Consider the following 26375-nt stretch of genomic DNA (forward strand, 5'->3'; position numbering starts at 1 on the left):
GCCAGCAAACGATCACCATACCGGATGCCTCTCTCGTCAAGACTCAGCTGCAAATCGGAAGGGATCACCGGCTGCATCACCGGCCGTGACCTTCACGGCTGTCGCACCGGCAAAGCGCTCCTCCAGTAGTTCGGTGGCCAGGGGATTCTCAAGATGGCGGCGCAGCACCCGGCGCAGGGGCCTTGCACCGTATTCAGGCTCGTGACCGAGCTCCGCCAGGGCCCGCACCACAGGGGAATCCACGTGTAGCTCGAGCCCTTGCTCAGCCATCAGCGTCGAGAGATCCGCCAGCTGCAAACGCACGATCCGCTCCAGGTCATCGACCCCCAAAGGCCGGAAGCGAATCACTTCATCAATGCGGTTGAGGAACTCCGGCCTGAACTGCCGGCCCAGGGCGTCATCCACCTGGGTCGCGAGGGTCTGCGCCAGCGCCGCCGGATCAGCACCCTCCTCTTGGGCCTGCCGGGCACTGTCCAGGATGGCCCGGCTGGCCAGGTTGCTGGTCATCACCACCACGGTGTGGCGGAAGTCGACCGTGCGGCCCTGGGAATCGGTGAGGCGGCCATCGTCAAGCACCTGCAGCAGCACGTTGAACACATCCGGATGGGCTTTCTCCACCTCATCCAGCAGCAACAGGGCATAGGGGCGACGCCGCACCGCTTCGGTGAGTTGACCGCCTTCCTCGTAGCCCACGTAGCCAGGAGGAGCCCCGAGCAAACGCGCCACGGCATTGCGCTCCATGAACTCGCTCATGTCGAGACGCACCAAAGCCTCGTCTTCATCGAACAGCAAGGCCGCTAACGCCTTCGCCAACTCCGTCTTCCCCACCCCAGTGGGGCCTAGGAACAGGAAAGAGCCCACGGGCCGGCGCGGGTCCTTCATGCCGGCCCGAGCGCGCCGGATGGCAGCCGCCACCGCCTGCACCGCCTCGGGCTGACCGATCACCCGCTCGCCGAGATGGGCGTCCAGCTCCAGCAGTTTTTGGCGTTCACCCGCCAACAGGCGCTGGACCGGGATCCCGGTCCAGCGAGCCACCACATCAGCGATGTCACCAGCTTCCACCTGCTCCCGAAGCAAGGCCGTGCCGGCGGCCTGGGCTGCCGCCAGGGTCTGCTCCAGGTCATGGCGCCGCTGCTGCACGCGATGCAACTGGTCGTATTCCAAACGCGCAGCTTCCTCAAGATCGCCGCCCCGCTCAGCCTCCGCCATGGCATGGCGCAAATCTTCGTCGTCCTGCAGGAGCTGGCGCAGTTCCGACAGCTGATCCCGCTCCGCCTGCCAGCGCTCCCTGAGGCTCTCGAGTTGGTTGGCTGCTTCAAGGCGCGAGCGCTGCAGCTGCACCCGCTCTGCCTCCGGGGCCTGCTCCGCCGCCAGCAGAGCCAGTTCCACACGGCGTAACTCCGCTTCAGCGTCCTCCACGACCTGGGGCTTGGAGGTCACATCCATCTTCAACTGAGCCGCCGCCTCATCGATCAGATCGATCGCCTTGTCAGGCAAGCAGCGATCACTGATGTAGCGATCCGCCAGACGCGTGGAGGCCACCAAGGCGTCATCGGTGATCGTTACCCCGTGATGGAGCTCGTAACGCTCCTTCAACCCGCGCAAGATCTCGATGCTGAGGTCAAGCGATGGCTCGAGGATCGGCACCTGCTGGAAACGGCGATGCAGTGCCGGGTCCTTTTCCACCGTGCGGCGATAGTCCTCCGGGGTGGTGGCGGCGATGCAGCGCAGATCCCCACGGGCCAGCGCCGGCTTGAGCAGGCTGCCCGCATCAGCGCTGGAGCGATCACTGCTCACCACCGTGTGCAGCTCGTCAATAAACAGCACCACGCCGGCATCAGGGTCACTGACCTCCGCCAGTACGGACCGCAGGCGTTCTTCAAATTGGCCGCGAAACTTGGCACCAGCAATCAGCGCTCCCACATCCAGGGCCACCAGGCGCAAGCCCTGCAACGACTCCGGCACCTCCCCAGCCACGATCCGCTGGGCCAGCAACTCCGCAATCGCGGTTTTGCCGACACCCGGCGCACCGATCAACACGGGGTTGTTCTTGCCGCGGCGGGAGAGCACCTTGATCAAGCGCCGGATCTCGGTGTCGCGGCCGATCACCGGATCGAGCTGACCCTGGGCCGCTGCCGCGGTGAGATCGCGCCCATACAACTGCAGGGCCGTGGGCTCGTCCTCCGGAACCTGATCGCTGAGGAGAGGATCGGCCGGTTGGGGCTCAACGCGCGCCACGGGAACGGCAGTGGCCGGAGGGGCACTCCGCCTGCGGCCGCTTGATGCGGGGGAAGACGGCACGCTTTCGCGCGCCTGGCTCTGGGAGGGGAACGAGGGCGGTCCATCCGCCTCAGCAGGCAGGTCTCTTGGGCCAGGCCTGTTACTGCGAGGGACAGCCCTGTCGTCGCGAGGCGCAGCACTCGTTCTGAATGGGGCCCCATCTTTTGAGGCAGATCGTTCTGCTGAGACAGCCCTGTCTGATGCAACAGCCCTCTCGGTAGGGACGGCCATGGCTTCGCGCTGGACTGGCCTCCACTGACGCACCTCAGCCTCAAGCCGATCGGCCGGCAAGCCCAAGCGCTCAAACAGATCCGCTCCGACACGTGGGTCCCGTCCCATCGCGATCAGCAGATGGGAGACCTCGATCAACCGGGAGCCCCACAGCCCACGACACCGGTCAGCGGCCTCCAGCAGATCCTCAAGATCCTCTCCAACGAACAGTTCATCGCCACGGGCCATCGGCTGTTCAGCCAGAAAGCCTTCGAGTCGATCGAGCAACTCCTCGGGATCCAGAGTCAGACCATCCACCAACTCGCTGTAGCGACGGTCGCTGAACAGCACCTGGAGCAAGTGCTCCACATCCAGTTCGCCATGACGCCAGCGTCGGGCCAGGTCCTGGCCTGCGAGCAGTAGATCCCAGGCTTCATCGCTGAAGCGATCCGGCTCCGCCGTGAGGCTGGCGGAAGGTTCAACGCTGGGGCGGGCCGAAGAGGTCATGGCGTGTTGAGCCGTCGCTTAAGCCGCGTCCGAGCGGGACGACAGCTGAATTAATTCCACTTTGTAGCCATCGGGATCTTCCACAAAGGCGATCACGGTGTTGCCGTGCTTCATCGGCCCGGGTTCACGCACCACCCGTCCACCCCGTTCGGCGATGGCCTGGCAAGTGCCGACGATGTCATCGACCCCAAGGGCGATGTGGCCATAGCCGTCACCGATGGCGTAATCCTTGGTATCCCAGTTGTGGGTGAGCTCCAACACCGTGTGGTCGCTCTCGGGGCCGTAACCGACAAACGCCAGGGTGAAACGGCCGGAGGGGTAATCCTTGCGACGCAGCAACTGCATCCCCAGAACCTCGGTGTAAAACCGCAGAGACCGCTCGAGGTCGCCGACCCGGAGCATGGTGTGAAGCATGCGCATGCGCAGGGATTCCGCCTGATCTCACCGCATGGTGCCAAAGCGAACAGGGGGGCGGCAGGGGGCATTCCATAGGATCTCTTCATCTTTGACCCGCTGCACGTGCTCGACTCCCTCGATCTCGTCATCGACACCATCGTGGCCAGGGAGGTGCTCGACTCCCGTGGCAACCCCACGGTGGAAGCAGAGGTCCTGCTCGAGGGCGGCGCCAGCGGAAGAGCGATTGTGCCCAGTGGTGCCAGTACAGGCGCCCATGAAGCCCACGAACTGCGGGACGGCGGCAGCCGCTACATGGGCAAAGGTGTGACCAAAGCGGTGGATCACATCGAAGACCGCATCGCTCCAGCCCTCTGCGGACTCTCCGCGCTGGATCAGGCCGCAGTCGACTCCACCATGCAGGAGCTCGACGGAAGCGAGAACAAATCGAACCTGGGTGCCAACTCCATCCTGGCCGTGAGCATGGCCACCGCACGGGCGGCAGCCAATGGTGTGGGCCTGCCCCTTTACCGCTATCTGGGCGGTCCGATGGCGTCGCTGTTGCCAGTGCCGCTGATGAACGTGATCAACGGTGGCGCCCACGCCGCCAACAGCCTGGATTTCCAAGAATTCATGCTGGTGCCCCACGGCGCACCCACCTTCCGGGAAGCCCTGCGCATGGGCACCGAGGTGTTCCACACCCTTAAGGGCCTCCTGCATGACCGCGGTCTGAGCACCTCCGTGGGTGATGAAGGTGGTTTCGCCCCCGATCTGGGCAACATCGAAGCCGGTGACGTGCTGGTGCAGGCCATCGAAAAAGCTGGCTACAAACCCGGCGAGCAGATCTCCCTGGCCCTGGACGTGGCCAGCACCGAGTTCTTCAAGGACGGCCGTTACGCCTTCGACGGCGGCAGCTTCGACAGCGCTGAGATGGTTGGCCAGCTGGAGCAGCTGGTGAACCGCTTCCCAATCGTGTCAATCGAGGACGGTCTGGCCGAAGACGACTGGAGCGGCTGGAAGCTGCTCACCGAGCGTCTGGGCAGCAAGGTGCAGCTGGTCGGTGATGACCTGTTCGTGACCAACAGCAAGCGCCTGCAACAGGGCATCGATCAGGGCGTGGCCAACTCGATCCTGATCAAGGTCAACCAGATCGGCTCCCTCACCGAGACCCTGCAAGCCATCGATCTGGCAGGTCGCTCCGGCTACACCAGCGTGATCAGCCACCGCAGCGGCGAGACCGAAGACACCACCATCGCTGATCTGTCGGTGGCCACCCGCGCCGGCCAGATCAAAACCGGCTCCCTCAGCCGCAGCGAGCGCGTCGCCAAATACAACCAGCTGCTGCGCATCGAAGACGAGCTGGGCAGCCAAGCCGTCTACGCCGGTGCTGCTGGTCAGGGCCCCCGAGGCAACGGCTGATCACGCCACCGGGTCCTGCTGCGAACGAGCCTGCCTCCCCGGCAACGGGGGCAGGCCATTGGCTGAAACCCCAGCTCTTCGATCCTCAGCGCTTGGCGCTGATCAACCAGCAGTTGCAAGCCCAGGCCACCGCCACAGGCCTGCAGCCAGGTCGCCAAGCACTGTTAGGCATTCAGGCCGACGGTGCCCACCTGCATGCCGACCGCTTCAATCAGGAGCTGTTTGCCTTGCTCACCGACCCAGCCCTGGTGGCGGCGGTGAAAGAGGTGAGTGGCCTTGATGCTGTGCGGCCGTTTCAGTTCGATCTGCTCACCAAAGCCCCCGGTGGCCCTGGCACGCCCTGGCACCGGGACCGCGATTTCCTGCCAATCGATCGCCAGTCCTACACCTGCTGGATCCCACTGGATCCAATCCCAGCGCATTGCACGTTGGTGTACGCGGAAGGAACGGCACAGCTCTCACCTGAGCAAAGCGACATTCCCCACCCCGATGCCCTCCAGCAGCTGCTGGAGCGGCATGGAGCTCCGATGCAAGCCCTTCCAGCCATGCAGCCAGGGGATGTGGACATTCACGAGGGCCAGGTGTGGCACTACGGGCCTGCCAATGCCACGCCCCACTGGCGGCGCGCCCTCGGCGTCGCCTACGTGGCGGATGGCACCCGACTTTGCACCCACCCCCCTGGGTTTTCAGGAGCGGCTGGTGCCACGATGCGGGCCACCACCCTGCGCACCCTGTTCGGCCCTGACGCTGAAGGGCAAGCCGTGCAGGGTTCCCGGCATCCGCGGCTCTAAGCCATGGCCTTTCCCGACTTCGCCGCTGCGGCCGAGACCGATCGAGAGCGGGGCAGCCATGTATTTGTGCAATGCCTCCCCAAAATGGGGTCCACGGCCCTCAGTCGCAGTCTCAGCAACGCTGCGCATGAAGTGGACATGGATGGGGCTCCGCTGTTGATGCAACACCGCGTGCAAACCGACTTTGATGCCTTGCGCTGGAGCTGGCTCAGTGAACGCCGTCAGGCGCTGGGCACCACCATTGACGTGTGCACAAGCCTGTTCCTGCTCACTGCGGAGCTATCGGATGCACAGCTGCAGCAGCGGGGGCACCATCGCCTGCTGCTCAACCGATCCCTGCGGCCGTGGTTACGCAGCATCAGCCACTGGAGCTTCCAACACGCCGACCATCCTCTGCGGGAGACGTGGCATCAGGGCTACCGCCAGTTCGTGAATCAGCGCGACCCGGACCTCGCCGCCACGATGCCTGCCGTGCTGAATGACCTCAGCAGTGCGGTGCGCTTCTGGATGCCGGTTTGGCTGCTGTATCAGCAATGGCTCGACACGCACGCATCGGAGTGGAAAAGCAGCGTGCGCTGTCTGGTCACGGACGCCAACACCGTGATGCCCACCCGTGCCAACAGCAGCCACTTTTCCGACGCGTTCCAGCGCCGCTTTGATCAACTGATCCCGGCCCTGCCCAGCCTGACGCTTTCAGCCGAACGCCACCACGCCTTCCAGCAGGACCTACGCCGCAAACTTCTAGGGACGTCGGCCTCAGCGACCTGAACCGGACAACCCCTCAACACGGGCGTCACGGCGCAACTTGACTTGCAGCTGCAGCCAACCCATTCCCACAGGCACCCCTGCCGCAATCGGCAGAAGAGCCCACAGCGGACGCGCACTCGCCCCCAACAAGGCAGCGGAGAGAGCCAGTCCCGCCAGGAGGACCGATTGCCCCAGGGCGTGCTGGGCGGTCACCATCCGCCGGAACTGGCGATCGGACTCACCCATGCGGATCTGCAGCTGCAGATCTCCCTGCTCCAAGCGCTCGAGGCTTTCATCCAAGCGGCGGGGAATGCCGACAGCCTTGCTGCTCAAGGCACCCACCTGTCGCCCCAGCTCGTTGAACAGGTCGTTGGGGCCGGATCCACTGGCAGTCATCAGGGGCAGCAGGTAAGGCTTGGCGATCGCCACCAGGCTAAAGCCGGGATCGAGGCTGCGTCCTACGCCTTCAAAGGTGGAGAGGGCCCGCATCACAAAAATCAGCTCCACCGGAAGACGGAAGGGCTGGCCATACACGAGCTCGTAGAGGTCACCCGACAACTTGTCGATCACATTGGGGCTGAAGGGCGGGGTGAGGGCCTCCTTCAGCATCACGCGCACCAGCCGACGCACAGGACCCACATCAATCCCGGAGGCAATCACACCCGCGGCCTGCATCTCGGTGACCAGACCAGAGGCGTCGCGGGCGGCCGCCGCCCGCACCATTGATCCCAAACGGCGACGGAGCCCTTCTGAGAGCAGGCCCATCATCCCGAAGTCGTAGTAGATCAGGGCACCATCACTGGCCACTGCCAGGTTGCCGGGATGGGGATCGGCATGGAAAAAGCCGTAACGCACCAATTGCTGCAGATAGCTGGCAGCACCGATCTCCGCCACCGCAGAGGGATCAATCCCCGCGTCGAGCAGGGCCGCACGATCGTTGATCTTGATGCCGGGCAGATAGTCGAGACACAGCACCCTGCGGCTGCTCAGCTCCCAGATCACCCCTGGCACCCGAATGCGGGAGTCATCAAGGAACTGCTGGCGGAAACGGGCGGCATATTGCGCTTCCACGCGGAAATCGAGTTCCCGCAGCAAGACCCGCCTGCACTCCTGGGCGATCGCCACCCAGTCGCGCCCTCGCCCCCAACTGGGATGACGTTGCAACACAGCGGCCACCTGCTGCATCACCTCCAGATCAAGGCGAAACACACGTTCCAGCCCAGGCCGTTGGATCTTGAGCACCACCTGGCGACCGCTGCGCAGACTGGCGCGGTGCACCTGGGCCAGTGAGGCCGCCCCGAGGGGCTGTTGGTCGAGATCGATGATCTCCGCGCAACGCTGGCCGAGCTCCTCCTCCAGAACGGACTGGGCCCGATCGAATGAGAACGGTGGAACTTTGTCTTGCAGGTCGGCCAATTCCGCCACCCAGCCTGCAGGCAGCACATCTGGGCGTGCCGAGAGCAATTGCCCGAGCTTGATGAACGCCGAGCCCAGCGTCAGCAGCTCAGCAGTCAACCAACGGGCACGGCTCTGCTGACGAATCGCGCGCCGTTCGGGCGTGCACCCGCCTGGATACGTCCAGGCGCGGGCATCCCACCACAACAACACGATCAGGGTGAGGACTGATCGCCAGATCCGCAGGGCACGCCAAGCCCCTCGCAGGGGCGCCCGCAACCGCAACCGGCCCATCAAAGGCTGCCCTCCACACGAGTGTTCAGGTCTGCCACCTTCGCCCGCAAGCGATCGATCTGCTCCTGAGGGCTGGCCGTGGGAGGCGGTGAGGATGAGGTGACATCGGACGCAGAGGCCTGCGGCGGATCACCATCACGTTCCAGCCGCTCGGCTTCAGCCTGAACCTCTTCCTGAAACAGATCCCATTCGCGCTTGAGACGTTCAGGCGCATCTTGAGCCAGCACAGCCACCTCCGCGGCAGCATCCGCCAAACCATGGCCCAAGCGCGCCGCCAACCGGCTGACGGTGGCCTTCAGCAGAGCATCAGGGGAAGGCATGGCCTCATCACTGCATTGAGGTGACTGTGGCAGATCCAAACCCGCGCAGGGGGCCAAGACCGAAGCGAACGCTGCTCAGGGTGTGGGCGGAAGCGATGGCTCCATCAAGTCGAGTGCAGCAGGTGCAGGTGCGGGTGCGACTGGTGCAACGGTCGGAGCAGGAAGCAAGGGCCCAGGCTCCTCAACGACTGGCAGCAGCTCAGGCGTGGCAACGTCGAGCGCAGGAGCATTCGCCGCCTCCGGCATCCCCTCCTCTGGCACCAACGCCTCAGGCAGCTCCGGTGCGGGAATCACCTCGGCTTCATCTGGAGGCGTGGCTGCTGCAGGAACGACCTCCGGTGCCCAACGGGTTGCGGTCTGCTGCTGCTGACGACGGGCCTCTGCCGCAAGACGCTCAGCCTCCTTCTTGGCTAGGTCAACTTTTTTCGGTTTCGGGGGCCGCGTTTTGGCCAACTCCGCCTCCCGAGCCGCCACATCCGCTTTCAGCGGCTTTGAAGCCCCCGCAAAACGGTCCCGCAAACTCTGCAGACGTTCTCCAGGGAAAGGCTTTGGGTTGAATGCCTGGGGCTTCGGTGACGACTCTCCACCCTGCATGGCCACGATCCGTTGGGTGATGCCGAACCCCAACGCGAAGCAGCTTCCAGCCACCAGCGGGCCAACCCAGAATCGCGGGCGGCGCCGAGGCTTCTCGACCGAAGGGGGCTGAGTCTCCGCAGGCACGGCAACAGCAGCGAACAGCGCTGACATCCTGGCAGCCCTGTTCAACTCTGCCTGAATCAACCAGACCTAAGTGGTGTAGTCGGCATTGATGCGCACGTATTGATCCGAGAGATCACATCCCCAGGCCTTCGCCTGGGAGGGCCCATCGCCGACAACCAGGCGAATCTGCACGCAATCACTCTGGAGGTACGCACCATCCACACAGGCCTGCAGATATGCGGACGCGGCCTGCCGATCAAACGCAATCGGTTCCCCTCGCTCCATCAACTGATGCGAGCCGAGCCAAAGCGCCACGGCCGCCGGATCAAAAGGCACGCCAGCGCGTCCCGCAGCTGCCACAATCCGGCCCCAGTTCGGATCGCGACCGTGCACGGCTGTTTTCACAAGAGACGAGCCGCACACCGTGCGAGCCATGCGCAACGCGTCTGGTTCATTGCTGGCGCCCTCCACCTGCACCTCAATCAGGCAAGTAGCGCCTTCTCCATCCCGAGCAATGGCACGCGCAAGATGTTGCGCCACCAGGGTCACCCCTTGCTCCAGAGCCATGTACTGATCAGCAGGCAAAACCTCGCCAGCCGCAAACGCCAAGAAGGTGTCATTGGTGCTGGTGTCCCCATCAACGGTGATGGCGTTGAACGACCGCTCCACGGCGCGGCGCACCATGCGCTGCCAAACCTCAGCAGGCACGCCCGCATCACAGGTGAGGTAGCCGAGCATGGTGGCCATATCGGGATGAATCATCCCGGAGCCCTTCGCCATCCCGCCCAGACGCACGCGCCGACCGGCCAACTCCGTCTCCAGTGCGATCTGTTTGTCGACCAGATCAGTGGTGAGGATTGCTGCGGCCGCAGCCTCTCCGCCTTCGGCCGACAAGGCTGTGACCAAAGGATCGACAGCTGTCAACAAGGTGTCCATCGCGATTGGAACACCGATCACACCCGTAGAGCAGATCAAGACCTCTTCCGGCTCCAAACCCAAGCGATCAGCCACAGCCTGGGTGGCCCGCAGGCTGTCGATCAGCCCGCGGTCGCCCGTGCAGGCATTGGCCTGACCAGAATTGGTCAACACCGCTCTGGCAGAACCGCCAGCCTCTGTAAGGCGTTGAGCACAAAGATCCACACAACCCGCACGCACCACAGACGTGGTGAAAGTGCCAGCACACACCGCTCCTTCTGGCGCCAAGAGAAGGGAGAGATCGGGTTTGCCCGATGCCTTCAGACCAGCCGTAATGCCAGCGGCTTGAAAACCGACAGGGGCAGTAATCCCACCCTTAATGGGCGTCCAGCCAACGGAGTGCGCCATCGACGAGTCAGGCAAGGCCAACCACAGCCCCTATTCAACGCGGCCAAGACCCTTCCACTCCAAGCTCCGATCAAACTGGTGCGACGCACATCTCAAGATCCGTGAGTCCATCCGCACGCTGGAACAGCCAACAGCGACGCATCGGCCTCACCGGCGGGATTGCAACCGGCAAAAGCAGTGTTGGACGCTACCTCGCAGCACTGGGCCTTCCAGTGCTGGATGCTGACCGATTTGCCCATGAGGCCTTAGCCCCTGGGAGCAAGGGGGAGGCCGCGGTGTTGAAGCGCTACGGACCGCGCGTCGCAGCACCAAGCGATTCCACCATCGAAGGCTCGAAGAACAACAGCGGCATCAACCGCAAAGCGCTGGGTTCAATCGTGTTCAACGCACCTGACGAACTCCTGTGGCTCGAGCAACTGATTCATCCCTATGTCCGTGCGCGCTTTGATGAAGCACTCGTGGGGCTCAACGATGAACCCACCGTGGTGTTGATGATTCCGCTGCTCTTCGAAGCCAACCTCACGGGTTTGTGTTCCGAAGTTTGGGTCGTGCATTGCCAGCCCCAACAACAGATTGAACGGATTCAAAAAAGAGATGGTCTCAATGAGGCCGCGGCCAAGGCCCGTATTGACGCCCAATGGCCTATTGCGCAAAAACAAGAACTCGCTGATCAGCTCATCGACAACAGTGGTGATGCCGGCCGGTGGGACGAGCAAATCCAACGGTTGCTTGATACGCCAACGGGTCTGCAAACAAGCGAGGAACTCGGGGAAAACCCCTAAGGAATGAGTTGTCGCTTTTGAGGCCTGTGATCAACATCACAGCAGTGGACGACGTAGGTCTTCGTAAACGGCTTGCAGGCCCAAGACAGTGAGTACACCAGCAGGACACAACGTCCTTGCCACGCCTCTCTCCTCACAACCACCTCATGGCTTCCTTCAACAAAAGCGCCAAATCAGCCTCTCTGCTGTGCGCTGCAGCCCTCATGACGGCATCGGGACTGCAAACACCGACCTTTGCAGGGAACAACAACAGCGCAAAAAACTGCGAAAACGGCAGGCTGATCGGCACCTTTGCGATCCAAGCCCAAAGCAACTCGAAGTTCGTCAAAAAAGACGACGGCAAACTCAGGGCAACGAAAAGGTCACAACCATCCAGCCCATCTAGCAAAGGTGTCTTTGAGCTTTACAGCCTCAAAGGAATGCCTGGCGCAACTGATCAAACTGTCGCCCTGCGCAGCACCCGCAATCCCAGTAAATGGTGGCGAGTCAAGAGAAACAACCACAGCGTCAAGCTGGAAAGCTATCAATGCCGTTCTGATCGCACGAGCACAACTTTCATCGGACGCGGCTCATACGGAGCCATGGCTTTGCAAGCCCGTAAAAACGACCAGTGGATTTACGTTGCAGGCAATGGAAAGCTCAAAGCAGCATCAGACTCCGTCAGGAACGAATCGGTTTTCAAACTGGTTCAAATCGGGCAAACAGCCGACCCCGATCCACAACCCCCGACTCCAGATCCTGATCCTCAACCCCCAACTCCAGATCCTGATCCTCAACCCGTTGAACCCGAAGTCAACCTTCGAGAAGACTGTCTTGCATTCAACCCACGGGCTCTTGAGGTGAAGGATAGAGGCGGCAGAGGTGGCTGGACCATTACCCAAGGCAGTCGACAACTTCTCTCTTTTGGAGACAACAAAGAACAAGCCCATCGCTCCCTAGATCTCATCAAAGCCTATGGATTCAACCAATCCTGTTTTGTCGGACGGCCTGGTCCATCAATGCGGTACTTCAAGAAAGGATCCTCAGTACCTAAATATGCAGATTCTGCAGTCACGCCGCGCGACTGCATCAACATCAACAATAGAAACCTGAGTCTTCGAGACAACGGTTCCTATTGGTCCCTGACCGATGGCCGCTCGAGCCTGCTTTCCTCCGATAGCAAAGAGGAAATGGCACAAGCCAAAGCCATTATTGAAAACTATGGGCTCACCAAGCACTGCTTCGTTGGAAGGCCAAACCCGCCTTTTGCCTTCTGGCTCCGCTAAGCAACCCGACAGCACAACCTCAGTAAAAACTTTTGCCCCCGCTAAAAGCGGGGGCTTTTTCATGCCTGTGACGAACCTCACAGCCCAAGGCGACTCCCCTCATCAACTGGCATCCGAATTTCGGAGATCTTGAGTTCATTGGCGGCTTACACCGCACTCCACTCCTCACCCACCGACCACCATGAACCGCTCACTCTCTCTCCTCTCCGCAATCACCCTCTCCTCCGCGGCTCTTCTCTCCGTTCAACCCCAAGAGGCCAGCGCCATGGCCATCGCCTTCGACTGCTTTGAGCGCAGCACTGAAAAACTCGTTGCTCGCAGTGCCGTCGACATGACCAGCACTACCATCAGCTGCCTCCCTGTGCCTGGCAATCCCATCACCGTGGACAGCAGCATCGACAGTGATGAAGGCGACATCCTCGAAATCGATAACCCTGGCGAAGACGAGCCTTTGCTGCCCGGAGAGGACGAAGAGCTGTTCCCTGAAGAAGGTGACCTTAGCTCCGTGGATGAGTATGAGGACAATGATGACGAGGACCAGATCGGTGGAGATACCACCAGCGATAAAATCTCCGATCTCCTCGGTCACCTCATCCGTAAAGGCATCAACGACCTCATGCGCTGAGACTGCCGACGCAAAGACACTGCGCAATCGCAAAAGCATTAAAAGCCCTGGTCATACGACCAGGGCATTGCATTGGCCTCAAAAGAAGACCAATCACCACCAATCCGAATAGCCACTTCACAATGAACGGAAGGGTTGTCATTCGCTTTCTGCACATGCGCAGGTCTATCCCAAGCCCAGCAGTTCTGGTTTTCTTGGCCAGCACATCATTGGCAGTAATGCCAAAAGCCGAAGCCAGCGCTTACCGATGCTTCGATCGTCAAACTGGCGAGCAGGTGGCCATTAGTGACATCGACATCACAACCCCAAGCGTGAGCTGCCTTCCCAACGACGGAGCCACGACAGCGCCGGACGGTAATGGCGAATCAAATCCAGGTGACGATGACTTCAACCCTGGGCAGGCTCCAGAGAGCAACGACGAAGATAACGATGACGACGAAGCAACACCCACCATCCCGACTCCATCGACCACAACCATTGATCCATTGGCAACCCAACGAGCCATCAACCTGGCCCGCGGCACAGCCGTGTCACTCAACGGTGGACTCAGTCAATACCGCCCTAGCGCTTGCATGTTCGCCAGCATCAACAACAACCCCTGCATCACGCGCGCAGATTCAGAAGGGATTGAATTCACCATTCCTGGAGGTCCCCCCGGCTGGGAACAGAACGGAGATGGGTCGAGCGTGAACACCGTGGTTGTAATTTCGGCCGATGGCCGCTCCGTATTGGAAACACGCAACAACTGATAAGTTAGTCCCCCTCCAGTTTTTTGCTGAGGATCTGATTACTAATCTTGGAATCGGCCTTGCCGCGGACCTTCTTCATCAACTGGCCAACAAAGAGAATCCCTGAAACTTATTCCTTCCGCCACGGAAGGCGTCCACTTCATCCGAGTGAGCGGCAAGCAGTTCATTGACAACAGTACTGATACCGAGCAACGGAAAAGGAAATAAAAGCAGGCTTTAAAGGCACAGAAATACACCCCAAAACCCCTGAGGGACGCATCTCCGCACCGAAAAACTGTAACGAAATAATTATCAAATGCGACGGCCATGACGCAGATCACTGGAACAAATGATAGAGGCCACAGCACAACGAATGAATCAAAAGCACACTAGGTGTACTGGGGAAGTCGCCATGACAAACCAGAACCATCTCCTCCCAACCTCACACAGACTGCAAACCTCATGAAAAACCAGCAAAACCTCAAAACTGTACGCACCCTGATCGCAGGGGGCTTAGTTGCCAGCACCTTGATCACTGGAGCAGCCCCAGCAGACGCAGACGTCTCACAACAAAATATCCAATCGCTTAATCCAAGACAACAGAAATACAACCGGTGCCCAAAAGATGCCGATTGCTACATCCTCAGCACACGCATCATCTCAGGCCAAGTAGCTGACCCAAGCGAGTTAAGCGGGGACGAGAACTACATTCTGCCAATCTGGTCAATCATTGATGGCATGGGTGTCGATGTGCACCCCCTGGCCACTGACTCCGACGACTTCTTCAGGGTCAATATCGCCAAAAAAACTATTGGCAACATGGGAAGAAAATTCAGCCAACGCAGAACTGGCAGGACTATCAACCTGAGAAATGAGCACCCCGCAGCATACAAACTGCACACCAACAAAGACTTTGTAGTCCCAATGGCAGGCAACAGATGGACTACAGACGGGCTCATTTTTTCTGTCAACATGATGGAGCATGACAACAGCAAACGGTCTGATATTGACAGAGAATACCTAAAAAGTGCTAGACGCGTTCAAGCTGGTCTACTCCGCAATGCCCAAAGCGTACGCGTCGGAATGAGGTCTCCAACATATTATTCAGATGCCGCAAAAGCCACTTACAAGTTCACAAAAGAAGCGGCACCAATGGCAGCATCCGCCTACGCGGCATACCAAACGGGCGGAGCCGCAGCTGCCGCAGGCTCCGTTGATATCAGCTCCCTCCCAGGGCTATTCCAAGGCTTATGGAGCGGATTAAAAAGACTTGACAAGGATGATGTAGGCCATCAAAAAACTGTGTATATCCCCTTCAGATCACTTCGCAATGGCGTGGAGAAACAGAAGAAAATCTGCGGAAAAACAGATCCAAGTGCCGCAAATACAGGAAAATTTTGCATTACAATCGGCGTCAAGCTAGATCTTTACTCTCGCAAAAGCGCTGACTCTGCGTTCGACAAAAGAGCCAACTCTGGCACTGGGGGTGGCAACACAGGAACAAATACAAGTCAAAATACCAAATACAAACTGGCTGGAACTTGGAAAGCCAATGACGGCGGCATTTACACAATCACGCAATCCGGAAATCGCATTTACTGGAAAGGGAAAGGAGGTAACTTCATCAACAAATTCTCAGGCGTAATCTCCGGTCGAACCATCACGGGCAAATGGCACGACACTGCTGCAAGTCAAACCCAAAATCGTGGAACTTTGAAGCTGCGTATTAATAGCTCAAACAAGCTGACACGCATTGGGAGAACCGGGGCTTTCACTGGCTCTGTCTGGAAGCGCGTCACAAGCAACACGGGCAGCACGGGCAGCACAAGTCGACTGAAAGAAGATTGCCTGGCCTTCAACCCCAGAGCGCTTTCAATTCGCAACCGAGGCGGATCAGGGGGATGGACTATTACACAAGGCCGACGCCTTCTATTCTCATTCGGCAACAAAAAAGCTGATGCCCAAGAGGCTCTAAAACTAATGAAAGGTTACGGCTTCAACCAATCCTGTTTTGTGGGCCGCCCTGACCCATCAATGAGGTATCTCAAAAAAGGATCAACTGTGCCCAAGTTTGCCAATTCAGCAATCAAGCCGAAAGATTGCATCAACATCAACAACCGAAACTTAAGCCTTAGAAAAAACGGTGCAAATTGGGCCCTTACCGATGGGCGGTCAATCCCACTTTCTTCTCACAGCAAAGCAGAAATGGTTCAAGCCAAGACAATCATTGAAAAACACGGCCTTTCCAAGCAATGCTTTGTTGGCCGCCCCAACCCTCCCTTCGCTTTTTGGCTCCGCTAATCAGGCAGCCAACGCAACTCAATCAAACAGCCTCCGTCACAACGGGGGCTTTTTTATTCCAATCTCTTCACTGCTGACCCGAAAATCTCCGCAAAGCAACCACTCTCATAACTCATGACGACCATCACCAGCGACTGAGATACACCTCATCACCTCAACCAGCATTTTTGGAGATCTTGAGTTCGGAGGCCACACTCACCACCCTCCACACCGGCTCCATCGACCACAACCCTTGATCCACTGGCAACACAACGAGCGATCAACCTGGCCGGCGGCACAGCCGTGTCACTCAACGGTGGGCTCAGTCAATACCGCCCTGGCGCTTGCATGTTCGCCAGCATCAACAACAACCCCTGCATCACGCGCGCAGATTCAGGAGGGATTGAATTCACCATTCCCGGAGGTCCCCCCGGCTGGGAACAGAACGGAGATGGGCCGAGCATGATCACCGTGGTGGTGATTTCGGCCGACGGTCGCTCCGTTCTGGAAACACGCAACAACTGAAGGGGATTAGTCCCCCTTCAGTTTCTTGCTGAGGATCTGATTGGCCAGCTTGGGATCAGCCTTGCCACCGGTCTTCTTCATCAACTGGCCAACGAAGAATCCCTGCAACTTGTTCTTTCCGCCGCGGAAGGCAGCCACTTCGTCCGGGTGAGCGGCCAGCAGCTCGTCAACGATTGCAGTAATTGCTGCAGGATCACTGATCATGCCAAGACCACGCTCATCCACAATCGCCTTGGGTGAACCCCCCTGTTCCAACAATTCTGGCAAAATTTCCTTGGCGATTTTGCCGCTAATCGCACCACCGTCGATCATTTTCACCATCTCCGCCAACTGCTCCGGGCGGAAGGGCAACTCGGCGTAATGAAGCCGGTTGCTGTTCACATAGGCCGCAATATCACCGGTGATCCAGTTGGCCGACAGCTTGGCATCTGCACCCGCTGCAACCACAGACTCGAAGTAATCCGCCATCGGCCGCTCATCGGTGAGCACGCGTGCGTCGTATTGGGAGAGTCCGAGGGTGTCGGCATAGCGATGACGCTTGGCAGCAGGCAGCTCGGGCAATTCACTGCGCCATGCTTCACGCTGGTCAACACTTACCTCAATCGGGCCGAGATCAGGGTCGGGGAAATAGCGATAGTCGCTAGCCCCTTCCTTACTGCGCATGCTCTTGGTGAGCTGCTTGCCCTCATCCCACAGACGGGTCTCCTGCACCACAGGCTCACCCGATTCATAGGCCTTGATCTGCCGCTGAATCTCGTATTCGCACGCCTTCTGAATCGCCGAGAAGGAGTTCATATTTTTGATCTCCACTTTCGTTCCAAAGGGCGCATCCGGACCACGACGCACGGAGATGTTCACGTCACAGCGCAGTGAACCCTCTTGCATGTTGCCGTCGCTCACGCCCAGATAACGCATGATCCGGCGAATTTCCGAGGCGTATTCCGCTGCTTCACGGCCCGTGCGCAGATCCGGCTTGCTGACAATTTCTGCCAACGCCACACCCGCACGGTTGTAATCCACCAAGGAATGGGTGGAACCAGCCAGACGGTCGCTTCCAGCGTGCACCAGTTTGCCGGCGTCTTCTTCCATATGAAGACGTTCAATACCAATCTTTTTCAGATAGGTGTCTTTACCCTTTTCAGCCACCTCAACTTCGATCCAACCCTCTTCGGCGATCGGCTCGTCGTATTGAGAGATCTGATAATTCTTCGGAAGATCAGGATAAAAATATTGTTTGCGGTCGAACTTGCTGTGCTCAGCAATGTTGAGATTCAAGGCCATTGAAGCCTTCACGGCATATTCGAGCACCTTCTGATTGAGCACCGGCAAGGTTCCGGGCAACCCACACACCACCGGATCGATATGGGTGTTGGGGTCGTCACCAAACGTGGTGGAGGCAGCCGTAAAGATCTTGCTGTCGGTGCCCAGCTGGACGTGGGTCTCCAGGCCGATCACGGCTTCCCAGGCCTGGTCCGTTGCTGCAGGTGCCGCCATCTGCGTGAGGATCTTCAAAGCACAGCAATCCTATGGAAGGGGTCTGCAAGGCCGACTGCGAAGCTGCCTCCACGCGCCCACCGGCCAGGTTTTCGCCATGACCACCGCCAGTCCATCCTCTGAACCGGTGCTGATCCTCGGCGGCGGATTGATGGGGCTCGCGATCGCCCATCAACTGGCCCGGCGTGGCATCGCGGTGACCGTGCTCAGCCGGCGCCGCAGCGAAGCAGCAGGATTCGTCGCGGCTGGAATGCTGGCGCCCCATGCGGAAGGGCTCAGTGGACCGTTGCTGCAACTCGGACAGTTAAGTCTCGGCCGGGTCTCCAGCTGGGTCGCGCAAATCGAAGCCGACAGTGGCCTGCCCTGCGGCCTGCGCTCCACCGGCATCGTGGTGCCGTTTCGCAGCGAAGACGAACGGGATCAGTACCCCACGGCGGCCTTCGGAGAACCCCTCAACCGCGAACAACTGCTGCAGGAGTTGCCCGGCCTGGCACCGGCCTGGACCGCCGGACTGCTCTTCGCCCAGGACGGACAGATCGACAACCGCCGCCAGTTGATGCGCGCCCTGGAAAGCGCCTGTGTGGACCGGGGGGTGCACTTCCAGGAAGGAGTGGAAGTGTTGGACCTGCTGCGCGACCAAAACAGCCGCCTGACAGGGGTCCGCACCTGCGACTCCGAGGGGCATGAAACAACCCTGATGTGCAGCACAGCCGTGCTCTGCAGCGGTGCATGGAGTGGCCAACTCCTGCCGGAACTGCCGGTGTTTCCCGTCAAAGGCCAGATGCTTTCGCTGCAAACGCCCCGGGGGGCTCTGCGGCGGGTGATCTTCGGGCCAGGCACCTATCTGGTGCCCCGGGAAGACGGCCTCGTGGTGGTGGGCGCCACCTCCGAACGTGACGCTGGATTCAGCGAAGGGCTCACGCCCCAGGGTCAGACCACCCTGAAACAGGGCATCGCCGCCTTATTACCGGAGGCCATCCACTGGCCACCGATGGAGCGCTGGTGGGGTTTCCGGCCCTGCACCCCTGATGAGGGACCTCTCCTGGGCGCCTGCGCAATCCAAGGGCTCTGGCTGGCCTGTGGGCATCACCGCAACGGCGTGCTGATGGCCAGTGCCACCTCAGAACTGATCGCGGACTTGGCCAGTGGCAGCACACCCCGAAGCGATCTCGCGGCCTTGCTGCCGTGCTTCCGTTGGGATCGGTGGCTGTAACAGCGAGAACTGACCATCCTGTGGGGGTCCGCCGCTGACAGTTCTGGCAGACAGCATCGAGATCCATGCCGTCGTTGAGCCTTTTTGACCATGCCAGCCCAGCACTGCTGGAATGGATCAAGAGCGCCGGAACCTCCAGAACCTTGGAAGCCGGCAGCACGCTGATCCGGGAAGGTCAAGCCAGTGAATGCTTGTCCGTTCTCCTCAACGGCAGCCTCTCGGTCACCACCACCAACCACCAAGAGATTCAAGACCAGCTGGCGACTCTCAGCCCCGGCAGTCTGGTGGGAGAAATGAGCTGGCTGGAGCAACGTCCCGCTGTAGCCACCGTCACCGCTCCTGAAGCCAGCACCGTGCTCGAGCTCCCGGTGCGACAGCTGGAGCGCTTCGACGAGGAGTCTCCTGCCCTGGCCGCCGAGCTGCATCAGCTGATCGCCCAGAAACTGGCGCTTCAGATTCAGGAGCAGAACGCCTGGGTCCATCGGCTGAGCAATGAACCGGCCCCAGTGGAAGCCCTGCGCAAGGTGTTGGTGTTGTTTGCCCAACTCCACGAACAGGATGTGCATCACCTGGCACAACTCGGGCGCGTGCAGAAGCTCATGCCTGACGCCGTCCTGCTGCATCAGGGCGAGCCTGTACCCGCTCTGTATCTGGTGCTCAGCGGTGAGGCAGAGATCCTGCTCCACCTGACTGGAACGACGCAGATGGTGGGAAGCTCCAGACGGGGCGAGTTGCTGGGCGAGATGAGCCTGCTGCTGAAGAAGCAAGACGGCGCCGCCGCCAGCGTCCACACCGCTGCGGGCATGGATGTGCTCGCCATCGACCTCCAGCAGCTCCAAGCTGCTTTGGAACGTGATCCCAAGTTGGCGTCTCGCTTCTACCGGGGCCTGGCCTGCATGTTGTCCCAACGGAGCAGGGATCAACTGTTGAGTCATCAACGTGCCGCGGCCAGCCAGCAGGCCGAATTGGATGCCATCGATCGGCTTGACCTCAGCGAGCTGGCGGCCATCAGCCGAGCAGCGCGCCACTTTGATTGGCTCTGCCGACACTTTCAAACCGGCGAGGCGGCGTCCGCATGAACTGGGAGGCCGGCAGCGAACACGACTGGCCCACGACGCCGTTTCGGGTCCTCGACGGCGACCTGCTGTTGGTGGTCAGCGGTGACCAAAGCTTCGGGGTGCTGCGCCTGGATCGAACCCATCTCTATCCAGGGCTCTCGGCCCCGGGCGATGCACCGATTCGTCTGAGCCTGCGAGCCATCCAGACGACGCGGCTGGAGCACGTGCCGGGAGGAGAGTGCGGTGAAGGGCTGATCTGGCTGGATGTCCACATCAGCCAAGACCTGGGCATCCCCGCATCAGCCGCCCCGAGCAGCACCCAGCTCATCCACAAACTCGCCCAGCTGCATGCCCAGGCTGAGCAGCATCACCGGACGGTGGTGACTGCCCACCAACCCCTGAATGCAGCCAGTGAATGGCAGCTGTTCCAGACCATGGAACAGAGCAACGGCGATAGCGCCGCGGAGGCGGGTGATCCGGCAGCCCGCCCACACGACCAGCACAACGATCCTGTGCTGCGGGCGCTGCAGTTAGTCAGTGGCGATCAAGCAACCCTTCTGCCCATGGCCCCCCGCCTGGAGACCCAGGATCCACGCCAACGGCTGCAACAGCTGCTGGACCGCACCGATCTGTTCTGCCGGGATGTGCTGATCAATCCGGAGGATCTCCAGCAGGACTGTGGCGATCTGATCGGTTTTCTCGACGGAAGCGAAGCCCACAACAGCGACGTGGTGGTGCTCCAATCCACCCGCAAGGGCTACCGAGCCTGGCAGCCGAGCCGCATGGCCGAACCCGAACCCCTGGAGCACTGTTCGGCATGGCTGAACAACCTGTCACCACGGATGGTGAGCATCAGCCCCGCCTTCCGCCCCCAAGACCTCACCACCATTGGCCTCCTACGGTTTGCCTACGGCAAGCCCCGCCACACCACACGCTTTGTGATCGGCGGTCTGCTGCTGGGCGTCGTGATCGGTTTCCTGCTGGCCATCGGCCGCGACGTGGGAGCAGCCCGCTGGATCTTCGGGATGGGCATCACCGGACTGCTCACAGGCACCTGCCTCGGCGTGCTGAGTGGAGGATTCCGGCTGGGTGTGGGCGTGATGCTGCTCTCCACCCTGCTGTCGTTGCTGACGCCCACCTTCAACACGGTGATCACCAACCAAGCCCTGCCGGATCGCGACCTGGGCCTGTTGCTGCAGATCAGCCTGATCCTGATGGCCGCCGGCATCACCCGGGTGTGCTTCGAGTGGGTGAAGAGCCGAGCCCTGCAGCTCAGCCAGCAACGGGGAGCTGCCCGCTCACAGCTGGCCGGCATGCACCGCCTGTTGCGGCTCCCCACAGACTTCTTCCGCCAACGCAACGTCGGCGATCTGCAACTGCGCTTCGGTGCCCTGGACGAACTGCGCGGTGAAATCCAGCAACTGCTGGAGGGAGGACTGCTGCGGGTTGTGCTCACCAGCCTCTACATCTTGTTCATGCTGCGCATCAGCGTGAAACTGACCGCCCTTGCCCTGGTGGTGGCAGCCCTGATCCTGGTGCCCACCGCTCTGATCGGCTGGCAAGCCCGCCCGCTGCAACGCCACCAGGAAGAAGCCGAAGGGCAGGCCCAAAGCCGCAATCTGGAGTTGATCGGTTCGGTGGCCAAACTGCGCCTTGCTGGTGCGGAAACTGGCGCCGCCCGTTGGTGGGGCGAGGAGTTTCAAAAGATCGTTGCACTGGAAAACGCCCTCGATGCCAAAGAGGCAACCGCCTCCCTGCTGAGAGCGGTGATGCCCAATCTGGGCACCTTGCTGGTGTACGTCGTGATCACGCGCCTGATCGCCGAAGCGGCCAGCAGCCCCAGCCTCAGTGCGCCCAATGTGGGGCAACTGCTGGGCTTCTTCTCCGCCTTCGGCACCTTCATCGGCGCTGCAGCCGGTTTCGCGGGACTGTTGATCGGCGCTCTCGACATGCCGGTGATCTATGAGCGGGCCAAGCCAATCCTGGAAACCGCCACCGAAACGGCCGAACGCAAAGACGAGGCGGCCCCACTCAACGGCCACATCCAGCTGGATCGCATCAGCTACCGCTATGCCCCCGAGCTGCCCCTGGTGCTTGACGGCGTCAGCCTTGAAGCGCGTGCAGGGGAGCAGCTGGCGATCGTCGGTCCCTCCGGATCCGGGAAGTCCACCTTGGTGCGCCTGCTGCTGGGCTTCGCCAGCCCGGAGGACGGCACAATCCGCTTCGATGGTCAACCCCTGAACGGCCTGCGTCTGGACAGCGTGCGCCGCCAGATCGGCACGGTGCTGCAGACCAACAGCCTGTTCACCGGCACCTTGATGGAAGCGATCGCCGGGGGAGCCGTGATCACCGAACAGGAGGCGTGGCATGCAGCGGAACTAGCGGGCTTGGCCGATGAGATCCAGGCCATGCCCATGGGTCTTCAGACGATGGTTCCGGAGGGGGGTGGCACGTTGTCCGGCGGGCAGCGTCAACGGGTCGCGATCGCCCGCGCCCTGGTGCGCCGTCCCCGCATCCTGATCTTCGATGAAGCCACCAGTGCCCTCGACAACCGCACCCAAGCGATCGTCACCGAAAGCCTGCAATCCCTGGCCATCACCCGGATCGTGATCGCCCATCGCCTCAGCACCATCCGCCAGGCCGATCAGATTGTGGTGCTCGACCACGGGCAGGTGCAGGAGCGGGGAAGTTGCGAGACCCTGATGCAGAACCAGGGGCTGTTCTTCCGAATGATGGAGAGGCAGTTCACATGAGCCTGTTTCGCAAGAACGCACTGGATGCCCTCTCCAGTCCCGAACAACTGGATCAACCCCTGCGGCTCCTGCGGCCGGGGCAATGGCTCCTGCTCCTATCCCTTGGGGGGTTCTGCGTCACCATCGCCGTCTGGTCAGTGTTTGGCCGGCTGCCCGTGCGCATTAGCGGCAAGGGCGTGCTGATTCGCACCAACAGCCTCACGGTGGTGCAGAGCGAAACGGCCGGGCGCCTGCTGGAGCTGAACAACGACATCGGTGACTGCGTGAAACGCGGCCAATTGATGGCTCGGATCGACCCGGTGAGCCAGGAGGTGAGCAAACAGGAAGCGAGGCTGCAGCTCCAGCAACTGATCGATCAAGACCAACAGGAAGATCAGCTCGGTGCCATCCGAATCCGTCAACAGAAAGCGGAGATCGCTCGGATCCGCAACCTGGTGAAGTCTGGAGCCATCTCCCTCGATCAACTGAGCCAGCGCGAGAAAGAGCTCAGCAGCCTGGTGGATTCCCTCGAAGCGCGGGATGGTCAGCGGGAGCAGCAAATCCAACAGCAACGGGCGCGCATCAACGCCCGTGATGAGGAGATCAAGCGCATTGCTCAGATCCGCGCCCCGATCGATGGTTGCGTGGTCGACCGCAATGTGCACCGCGGGGAAGTGCTCCAGGCCGGCAGCCCTGTGTTCACCCTGGATGCTCAAAACGGCCAACAGCCCCTGGAGAGCCTGGCCTTCTTCCCGGCAGGAGATGGCAAACGCCTGAACGTGGGCCAGCGCGTCCGCATCAGCCCTGCGAGCACCAAACAGCAACGCCATGGCGGCATCGACGGCGTAGTGCTGTCGATTCGCCAACTGCCCGTGAATGACACCGCCCTGATCAAACGGCTCGGCCTCGAATCGCTGCTGGAAGCCGTGCGCACCGAGCCGAAGGGCCCGCTGATCGAGGTCAAAACCTCCCTTCAGACGGACCCGAGCACCATCAGCGGTTACGACTGGGGCGGTGGACCGGGCCCGGCACTACAACTCAGTGCAGGGACCCCCACGGACGTGCGCGTGCTGGTGGAAGAACGCCGACCGATCAGCTACGTGATTCCGATTCTGCGGGATCTAACGGGGATCTACTGATGGTGCGCACGCCGACCGTGCTGCAGATGGAGAACACCGAATGCGGTGCCGCCTCCCTGAGCATCGTTCTGCAGCATTACGGGCGCTACGTCCCCCTCACCCAACTGCGAGAGCTCTGCGGCGTGTCCCGCGATGGCAGTGATGCCGCCAATCTGATCCTCGCAGCCCGCAGCCTGGGCCTCGACGCCAAGGGGTTTAAAAAGGGCATCGCCGCCCTGGAGGAGGTCAAGCCCCCGGCAATTCTGTTCTGGGAGTTCAATCACTTCCTGGTGTTCGAGGGCTTTCGCGGCGATCGGGTCGCCCTCAACGACCCCGCCTTGGGTCCGCGCACGGTGAGCCGTGAGGAGTTCGATCGCAGTTACACCGGCATCGTGCTGACGCTGGAACCAGGGCCGGAGTTCCAACGGGGTGGCCGGGCCCCATCACCGTGGCCGATCGTGGGGCGCCGGCTGAGCAGCGAGCCGATGGGGGCGCTGTTCATCGCGATCGCCGGCCTGCTGTTGATCCTTCCCCAACTGGTGATGCCGGTGTTCGCCCAGATCTACCTGGATGAGGTGATCGGCAATGCCATGAACCACTGGCTGAAGCCCATGCTTTGGGCCATGGCCCTCACCATCGGCCTGCAAGTGGTGCTGCAGCATCTGCAGCTGGTGGGGACCCGCAGCCTGGAGAAACGGCTAACCCGCCGCTTTGCCATCGGCTTCGAGCATCAGATCCTCGCCCTGCCCGAACGCTTCTACAGCCAACGTCATGCGTCCGACATCGCCAGTCGGATGGGCATCAACGCCAACATCGCCGAATTCATCGGCGGTCAGCTGATCCCCATGGCGACGGGGCTGGTGCTGTTGGTCTTCTACCTGATCCTCACCTTCCTCTACAGCCCCTGGCTGGGGCTGCTGATCCTCACCACCACCGCCATCAATGCATTGGTGGTGCAGCGCAACCTGCGCACCCAGAAAGACGCCAACCTTGCCCTACAGAAGGATGCGGCAAAAAGCGGCGCGGTGGTGGTAGGCGCCATGCGCGACATCGAAACCATCAAGGCCGCTGCCCTGGAACACGATGTGTTCCGCCGCTTTGCCGGCTACCAGAGCCGCCTGCTCAACACGCTGCAGGCCCTGCAGCTGCGCAATGCCCGCCTGCGCCTAATCCCCAACGGACTCACCACCTTCAACGAAGTGGCCGTGCTGCTGCTGGGCTTCCTGCTGGTGATCCGGGGCGATCTGACCCTAGGCATGCTGCTGGCAGCCCAGACCATTGCCTTCAGCCTCAAAGGCCAGATCGAAAGCGTGATTGGATTTGTGCAACAACTTCCAGGTTTTGAAGCCGGCGTCCTGCGCCTGGAGGACGTGCTTGAGCAACCCCGAGATCCTTTGCTCGATGACACGAGCAGAACCGATGCCAATACGGCACCAACACGCTTGAGCGGGAAGATCGAAATCGACGCCCTGCGCTACGGCTTCACAGCCATTCAGGCACCGTTGATCGACGGGTTGTCGCTGACCATTCAGCCCGGCATGCGCGTGGCCCTGGTGGGCGGCAGCGGCAGCGGCAAAAGCACCTTGGCCAAATTGCTAGCCGGTCTGCATCAACCCACGGGTGGCACGATCCGCTACGACGGCCATACCTTGCTGGAGCTGCCGCGCTCGGTGGCGGTGGCCTCCCTGGCAATGGTGCAGCAGGAGATCCAGCTGTTTGGTTGCAGCGTGCGCGACAACCTCAGTCTCTGGAACCGAGCCATCAGTGACGCTGCACTGCTGGACGCCTGCCGTGATGCAGAGGTGTTGGACGTTGTGCGAGGGCTGCCGGACGGGCTCGACACCCAGCTCAGCGAAGGGGGCCGCAACCTCTCCGGCGGCCAACGTCAACGGCTGGAGTTAGCCCGCGCCCTGGTGAACAACCCGAGCATCCTGATCATGGATGAGGCCACATCCGCCCTGGATGCCGAAACGGAGCGCAAGCTGATCGCCAACCTCGCCAGGCGCGGCTGCACCCAAATCATCGTGGCCCACCGCTTGAGCACCATCCGTGACGCCGATCTGATCTTGGTGATGGAACAGGGCCAGGTGATTCAACGGGGCACGCACGCCCAACTCGTGCAAGACACCGCTGGGGCCTATGCCCAACTGCTCAGCGAAGTGAGCTGAGTCAAACGA

21 protein-coding genes and 1 pseudogene are annotated in these 26375 nt (G+C 60.9%); 14 read left to right on the forward strand and 8 right to left on the reverse strand.

The features are described from left to right. Positions 1-36: 36 nt before the first annotated feature. Both RS9916_RS09755 and gloA read right to left on the reverse strand, forming a co-directional pair. Positions 37-2997 carry an ATP-dependent Clp protease ATP-binding subunit gene (locus RS9916_RS09755; protein WP_007099215.1) on the reverse strand — a complete coding sequence of 987 codons (2961 nt, stop codon included), beginning with the start codon at positions 2995-2997 and terminating at the stop codon, positions 37-39. An 18-nt stretch (positions 2998-3015) separates the two neighbouring features. Then, positions 3016-3417: a lactoylglutathione lyase gene (gene gloA / locus RS9916_RS09760; RefSeq protein WP_007099216.1), complete on the reverse strand. Its 402-nt coding sequence runs from the start codon at positions 3415-3417 to the stop codon at positions 3016-3018. A 99-nt stretch (positions 3418-3516) separates the two neighbouring features. Between gloA and eno the strand changes: the two genes are divergently transcribed. The 3 genes from eno to RS9916_RS09775 all read left to right on the forward strand — a co-directional run bounded on the left by eno (position 3517) and on the right by RS9916_RS09775 (position 6368). Further along, on the forward strand, positions 3517-4809 hold the full coding sequence (gene eno, locus RS9916_RS09765) for a phosphopyruvate hydratase (RefSeq protein WP_007099219.1): 1293 nt from the start codon (positions 3517-3519) through the stop codon (positions 4807-4809). Between the two features lie 62 nt (positions 4810-4871). Further along, a complete protein-coding gene (locus tag RS9916_RS09770; RefSeq protein ID WP_071961566.1) occupies positions 4872-5600 on the forward strand; it encodes a phytanoyl-CoA dioxygenase family protein in 729 nt (242 codons plus the stop codon). A 3-nt stretch (positions 5601-5603) separates the two neighbouring features. Then, positions 5604-6368 carry a hypothetical protein gene (locus RS9916_RS09775; protein WP_007099222.1) on the forward strand — a complete coding sequence of 255 codons (765 nt, stop codon included), beginning with the start codon at positions 5604-5606 and terminating at the stop codon, positions 6366-6368. On the opposite strand, the gene RS9916_RS09780 is transcribed toward RS9916_RS09775, so the two are convergent. From RS9916_RS09780 to argJ, 4 genes are all read right to left on the reverse strand, one after another. Beyond that, entirely contained in the window at positions 6357-8036 is a 1680-nt protein-coding gene (locus tag RS9916_RS09780) for an AarF/ABC1/UbiB kinase family protein (RefSeq protein WP_007099223.1), read from the reverse strand. The two genes, RS9916_RS09775 and RS9916_RS09780, sit on opposite strands and share 12 nt — an antisense overlap. Continuing rightward, positions 8036-8356, reverse strand: a complete 321-nt coding sequence (locus tag RS9916_RS09785) for a hypothetical protein (protein ID WP_038024457.1) — start codon at positions 8354-8356, stop codon at positions 8036-8038. Before RS9916_RS09785 ends, RS9916_RS09780 begins: the two co-directional genes overlap by 1 nt. A gap of 75 nt (positions 8357-8431) precedes the next feature. Further along, positions 8432-9103, reverse strand: coding sequence for a hypothetical protein (locus tag RS9916_RS09790; RefSeq protein ID WP_007099225.1), 672 nt, complete (start codon positions 9101-9103; stop codon positions 8432-8434). Between the two features lie 39 nt (positions 9104-9142). Beyond that, positions 9143-10378: a bifunctional glutamate N-acetyltransferase/amino-acid acetyltransferase ArgJ gene (gene argJ / locus RS9916_RS09795; protein ID WP_007099226.1), complete on the reverse strand. Its 1236-nt coding sequence runs from the start codon at positions 10376-10378 to the stop codon at positions 9143-9145. Between the two features lie 101 nt (positions 10379-10479). Between argJ and coaE the strand changes: the two genes are divergently transcribed. From coaE to RS9916_RS13555, 4 genes are all read left to right on the forward strand, one after another. After that, positions 10480-11160 (forward strand): dephospho-CoA kinase, encoded by a 681-nt coding sequence (gene coaE / locus RS9916_RS09800; protein WP_007099227.1) that lies wholly within the window; start codon positions 10480-10482, stop codon positions 11158-11160. Between the two features lie 146 nt (positions 11161-11306). After that, the gene (locus RS9916_RS09805; RefSeq protein WP_007099228.1) at positions 11307-12425 is read left to right on the forward strand and encodes a hypothetical protein; all 1119 of its coding nucleotides are present in this window, start codon (positions 11307-11309) and stop codon (positions 12423-12425) included. Between the two features lie 181 nt (positions 12426-12606). Then, the gene (locus RS9916_RS09810; protein ID WP_007099229.1) at positions 12607-13050 is read left to right on the forward strand and encodes a hypothetical protein; all 444 of its coding nucleotides are present in this window, start codon (positions 12607-12609) and stop codon (positions 13048-13050) included. 218 nt (positions 13051-13268) lie between these two features. Beyond that, the gene (locus RS9916_RS13555; protein WP_007099230.1) at positions 13269-13799 is read left to right on the forward strand and encodes a hypothetical protein; all 531 of its coding nucleotides are present in this window, start codon (positions 13269-13271) and stop codon (positions 13797-13799) included. A 4-nt stretch (positions 13800-13803) separates the two neighbouring features. On the opposite strand, the pseudogene RS9916_RS13915 reads toward RS9916_RS13555, so the two are convergent. Continuing rightward, a pseudogene (locus RS9916_RS13915) lies at positions 13804-13982 on the reverse strand (Asp-tRNA(Asn)/Glu-tRNA(Gln) amidotransferase GatCAB subunit B); the annotation flags it as partial. Between the two features lie 258 nt (positions 13983-14240). On the opposite strand from RS9916_RS13915, the gene RS9916_RS13560 reads away from it, so the two are divergent. Together RS9916_RS13560 and RS9916_RS15155 are read left to right on the forward strand one after the other, a co-directional pair. Further along, positions 14241-16079 carry a hypothetical protein gene (locus tag RS9916_RS13560; protein WP_007099231.1) on the forward strand — a complete coding sequence of 613 codons (1839 nt, stop codon included), beginning with the start codon at positions 14241-14243 and terminating at the stop codon, positions 16077-16079. A gap of 327 nt (positions 16080-16406) precedes the next feature. Continuing rightward, a complete protein-coding gene (locus RS9916_RS15155; protein ID WP_007099232.1) occupies positions 16407-16583 on the forward strand; it encodes a hypothetical protein in 177 nt (58 codons plus the stop codon). A 6-nt stretch (positions 16584-16589) separates the two neighbouring features. Here the strand turns inward: RS9916_RS15155 and gatB are convergent, their stop codons facing one another. Beyond that, a complete protein-coding gene (gene gatB / locus RS9916_RS09830; RefSeq protein ID WP_007099233.1) occupies positions 16590-18077 on the reverse strand; it encodes an Asp-tRNA(Asn)/Glu-tRNA(Gln) amidotransferase subunit GatB in 1488 nt (495 codons plus the stop codon). Between the two features lie 97 nt (positions 18078-18174). Between gatB and RS9916_RS09835 the strand changes: the two genes are divergently transcribed. The 5 genes from RS9916_RS09835 (at position 18175) to RS9916_RS09855 (ending at position 26366) form a co-directional block, all read left to right on the forward strand. Further along, positions 18175-19290, forward strand: coding sequence for an FAD-binding oxidoreductase (locus RS9916_RS09835; RefSeq protein WP_038024467.1), 1116 nt, complete (start codon positions 18175-18177; stop codon positions 19288-19290). A gap of 65 nt (positions 19291-19355) precedes the next feature. Next, positions 19356-20369: a cyclic nucleotide-binding domain-containing protein gene (locus RS9916_RS09840; protein WP_007099235.1), complete on the forward strand. Its 1014-nt coding sequence runs from the start codon at positions 19356-19358 to the stop codon at positions 20367-20369. Next, positions 20366-23101, forward strand: coding sequence for an ATP-binding cassette domain-containing protein (locus tag RS9916_RS09845; protein WP_007099236.1), 2736 nt, complete (start codon positions 20366-20368; stop codon positions 23099-23101). The genes RS9916_RS09840 and RS9916_RS09845 overlap by 4 nt, the downstream gene beginning before the upstream one ends. Beyond that, a complete protein-coding gene (locus RS9916_RS09850; protein ID WP_007099237.1) occupies positions 23098-24219 on the forward strand; it encodes an HlyD family efflux transporter periplasmic adaptor subunit in 1122 nt (373 codons plus the stop codon). The genes RS9916_RS09845 and RS9916_RS09850 overlap by 4 nt, the downstream gene beginning before the upstream one ends. Then, positions 24219-26366, forward strand: a complete 2148-nt coding sequence (locus RS9916_RS09855) for an NHLP family bacteriocin export ABC transporter peptidase/permease/ATPase subunit (RefSeq protein ID WP_007099238.1) — start codon at positions 24219-24221, stop codon at positions 26364-26366. Before RS9916_RS09850 ends, RS9916_RS09855 begins: the two co-directional genes overlap by 1 nt. Positions 26367-26375 lie beyond the last annotated feature (9 nt).

It is taken from the genome of Synechococcus sp. RS9916, assembly GCF_000153825.1.
In the GTDB taxonomy this organism is placed as follows: domain Bacteria; phylum Cyanobacteriota; class Cyanobacteriia; order PCC-6307; family Cyanobiaceae; genus Synechococcus_C.